Origin of the sequence: Streptomyces sp. MB09-01 (assembly GCF_033794505.1) — a bacterium.
In the GTDB taxonomy this organism is placed as follows: domain Bacteria; phylum Actinomycetota; class Actinomycetes; order Streptomycetales; family Streptomycetaceae; genus Streptomyces.
Genome location: NZ_JARAYQ010000452.1, coordinates 1 through 3,810, shown reverse-complemented (window position 1 = coordinate 3,810; position 3,810 = coordinate 1). Strand labels below are relative to the sequence as shown.

General features: G+C 73.0%; 4 protein-coding genes and 1 pseudogene. 3 read left to right on the top strand and 2 right to left on the bottom strand.

All coding sequences use genetic code 11. The features are described 5' to 3' along the window. Positions 1 to 426, top strand: a pseudogene (locus tag PV721_RS42115) (C4-dicarboxylate ABC transporter); the annotation flags it as partial. Here the strand turns inward: PV721_RS42115 and PV721_RS42110 are convergent. Beyond that, positions 423 to 1,148: a helical backbone metal receptor gene (locus PV721_RS42110; RefSeq protein ID WP_319733993.1), complete on the bottom strand. Its 726-nt coding sequence runs from the start codon at positions 1,146 to 1,148 to the stop codon at positions 423 to 425. The pseudogene PV721_RS42115 and the gene PV721_RS42110 overlap by 4 nt on opposite strands. Positions 1,149 to 1,152: 4 nt before the next feature. Then, a complete protein-coding gene (locus tag PV721_RS42105; protein WP_319733997.1) occupies positions 1,153 to 1,701 on the bottom strand; it encodes an XRE family transcriptional regulator in 549 nt (182 codons plus the stop codon). A 265-nt stretch (positions 1,702 to 1,966) separates the two neighbouring features. On the opposite strand from PV721_RS42105, the gene PV721_RS42100 reads away from it, so the two are divergent. Together PV721_RS42100 and PV721_RS42095 are read left to right on the top strand one after the other, a co-directional pair. Continuing rightward, positions 1,967 to 2,872, top strand: coding sequence for a 5'-3' exonuclease (locus PV721_RS42100; protein WP_319733995.1), 906 nt, complete (start codon positions 1,967 to 1,969; stop codon positions 2,870 to 2,872). 49 nt (positions 2,873 to 2,921) lie between these two features. Continuing rightward, positions 2,922 to 3,761, top strand: coding sequence for a siderophore-interacting protein (locus tag PV721_RS42095; protein ID WP_319733990.1), 840 nt, complete (start codon positions 2,922 to 2,924; stop codon positions 3,759 to 3,761). The last annotated feature ends 49 nt before the right edge of the window (positions 3,762 to 3,810 follow it).

Genomic DNA, 3,810 nt, shown 5'->3' with positions numbered 1-3,810 from the left:
GCCCTGACCCCCACCCTCTTCCTGGTCCTCGGCCCCCTCGGCCAGTCCACCACCGCCGTGAACCAGCTCGCCGACGTCGCCCACCAGTCGATCGGCGCCCCCTACGCCGGTGCGCTGTCGGCCTTCGCCGTGGTCTACGGGGTTCCCGTGATGGGCTTCGCGCTCCTGTGGCTGGCCCTCGCCGCGGCCCTGCTGGTCCGCGCCGCCCGGAACGGCATGGGCTTCGCCATGACCTGGTGGGCCCTGACCTTCCCCGTCGGCACCTGCGTCACCGGCGCCGCGGGCCTCGCCCACCACACGGGCCTGACCGCTTTCGCCTGGCTCTCCACCGCACTGTTCCTCGCCCTGCTGACCGCCTGGCTCCTGGCCGCCGCGCACACCCTGCGCGGCCTGTTCACCGGCCGCCTGCTCGCCGCCCCCCGCTAAGCCCTCCGCCCAGCCCTGCGAAGGGCCTGCGCCAGTACCGCCGGCGCCGTGGCCAGCGAGGGGCCGTACCAGGTCAGGTGCCGGCCGTCGACGAGGGCGGCCGGCAGGCCGGGGAAGGCCTCCGGGCCGTCCTCGGACGTGAAGCGGTACGGCTCGTCGGGGAGCACCACCAGATCGCAGCCACGGGCCGCCAGTTCCTCCACCGGCACCCGGGGATACCGCTCCGGGTGCCCGGCGTACACGTTGCGCACGCCCAGCCGCGCCAGCAGGTCCCCCGCGAAGGTGTCCCGGCCCAGCACCATCCACGGCCGCCGCCAGATCGGCACGAAAGCGGTGAGTGCTCCGACCGGCTCCACCCGGGCCCACGCACGCTCCGCGTCCGCCAGCCACCCCGGCCTCGTCAGCCCCAGCGCCCCCACCAGCACCCGGTCCAGCTCCCGCAGCGCCTGCGGGAGGTCCCGTACCTCGGTGACCAGCACCTCCAGCCCGGCCGCCCGCAGCGCCGCGAGGTCCGGGGCCCGGTTCTCCTCCTCGTTGGCGATGACCAGGTCGGGGCGCAGCTCCGCGATCCTCCGTACGTCGGGGTTCTTCGTGCCCCCGATCCGCACCGCGTCCCCGAGGTCCGCGGGGTGCGTGCACCAGTCCGTGACCCCGGCCAGCAGGCCGGGGGCGCTCACGGCCACCGCCTCCGTCAGCGAAGGCACGAGCGAGACGACGCGCACCTGCTCAGTGTCCCGGCGAAGGCGGCTCGGAGGTGGCGTGGATGTGCTCGCCCACCGCAACCACCAGGATCCGGGTGTCCTCGGTGACGGCCCGCCAGCGGTGGCGCACTCCGCCCGACAGGAACAGGGCGTCGCCGCTCTCCAGCCGGTACGCCCGCCCCTCCGCCTCCACCTGGCAGGCGCCCTCGACCACGTACATCAGCTCGTCGTTGCGGTGCTGGTACTCGCGGCCCGCGTCCTGGTCCCCGGTGAACTCCAGGGCGTGCAGCTGGTGGTGCCCGCGCACGAGGGGCCGTACGCCCTTGACCGGGCCCAGCCCGGTCTGGTCGCCGGCCCGTACGAGGTCCACCGTGCGGGCGGTGTCGGACGCGGCCAGCAGTTCGACGGCCGTGGTCTCCAGCGCGTCCGCGACCCGCTCCAGAGATCGCATGCTGGGCCGGGCCCGCTCGTTCTCTATCTGGCTCAGGAAGGGCACCGACAGGCCGCTGCGCGCCGACACGGCGGCCAGAGTGAGGTGCAGCGCGCGGCGCCGCTTGCGCACGGCGACTCCCACCCGCAGCGGCTCCTTGCCGTCCTTGTCCTTGCTCTTCTCGTCCCTGTCGGTCAGCTTGTCGCTCAGGCCGTCCGTACCGTCGGTGCCGTCCCTGTCGTTCATGTCGGGGCTGCCCTCCCCATGTCCGTCGCACATCGGTGTGCTGTAAGCACCTTACGCAGCAACCGCCCCCGGTTTCGCGTGCACGGGCCTTCCCGTACCCGACCGCTCACGGTCCGTGCCGGGGCCTTGCGGCATCATCGTCTCCGTGACGACACGACGCCTGATGCTCCTTGACACCGCCTCCCTCTACTACCGCGCCTACTTCGGTGTGCCGGACTCCGTGAAGGCACCCGACGGGACCCCGGTCAACGCCGTGCGCGGGCTGCTCGACTTCATCGGCCGGCTCGTGCAGGACCACCGGCCGGACGATCTGGTGGCGTGCATGGACGCCGACTGGCGGCCGCACTGGCGGGTGGAGCTGATCCCCTCCTACAAGGCCCACCGGGTCGCCGTGGAGATCGAGAGCGGACCCGACGTCGAGGAGACCCCGGACACCCTCGTCCCCCAGGTCCCCATCATCGAGACCGCGCTGGACGCCTTCGGCATCGCCCGGGTGGGCGTCGCCGGATACGAGGCGGACGACGTGATCGGCACGCTGACGGCCCGCGCCGGCGGCCCGGTGGACATCGTCACGGGCGACCGCGACCTCTACCAGCTGGTGGACGACGCCCGGCAGCGCCGGGTCCTGTACCCCCTCAAGGGCGTCGGCACCCTGCAGGTGACCGACGAGGCCTGGCTGCGCGAGAAGTACGGGGTCGACGGCCCCGGCTACGCGGACCTGGCGCTGCTGCGCGGGGACCCGAGCGACGGCCTGCCGGGCGTCCCCGGCATCGGCGAGAAGACGGCGGCGAAGCTCCTCGACGCCTACGGCAGCCTGGCCGGGATCATCGCCGCGGTCGACGACCCGAAGTCGAAGCTGACCCCCACCCAGCGCAGGCGGCTGGACGAGTCGCGGCCGTATCTGGCCGTGGCCCCGAAGGTGGTCAAGGTGGCTTCGGACGTGCCGCTGCCGCAGTTCGATCCCGCCCTTCCCGCGGCCCCCGCGCAGCCCGAACTCGTCGAGGCACTAGCCCATCGGTGGGGTCTCGGTGGAGCAGTCTCCCGTCTGAGCGGTGCACTACTCCACTGAGGTGCTAACTTAGGTAAGGCTAAGTTTCAGGGGAGTCAGGGGAGACACCGTGGCAGAAGGACGCGCCCGCACCGTCGGCACCGCCGTCGTCGTACGCACCGAGCGGCTCTCGCCGCACATGGTGCGGCTCGTGCTGGGCGGTGAGGGCCTGGCCGGATTCGACGCGGGCGAGTACACCGACCATTACGTCAAGATCCTGTTTCCCCCGGCAGGCGTCGTCTACCCCGAGCCCTGGGACCTCGAGGAGATCCGCGCGCACTTCCCGCGGGCGCAGTGGCCGCGCCAGCGCGCGTACACCGTGCGGAGCTGGGACCCGGCGCACCTGGAGCTGACCCTCGACTTCGTCGTCCACGGCGACGAGGGCGTGGCCGGCCCCTGGGCGGCGCGGGTGCAGCCCGGCGAGCGGGTGCACTTCCTCGGCCCCGGCGGCGCCTACGCCCCGGACCCGACGGCCGCCTGGCACCTCCTGGTCGGCGACGAGAGCGCGCTGCCGGCGATCGCCGCGGCGATGGAGCGGATGCCGCTGGGCGCGCGGGTCCACGCCTACGTGGAGATCGAGGGCCCGGAGGACGAGCTGAAGGTCGCCACTCCGAACGGCGTCGTCCCGGTCTGGCTGCACCGCGCCGGCCGCCCGATCGGCGAAGCCTTGGTGGAGGCGGTCACCGCCCTGGAGTTCCCCTCCACGGACGTCCACGCCTTCGTCCACGGCGAGGCCGGCTTCGTCAAGGACCTCCGCCGCCATCTCCGCCTGGAACGCGGCATCCCCCGCGAACGCCTCTCGATCTCGGGCTACTGGCGCCTGGGCGAAACGGACGAGGGCTGGCGCGCGATCAAGCGCGACTGGAACGCCACGATCGAAGCCGAACAGGACCACGCCGCAGCGGCGTAACCTTCCTCCCCCGCCCCGAATCCAGCGGGGCGGGGGAGGAAGGTTACGC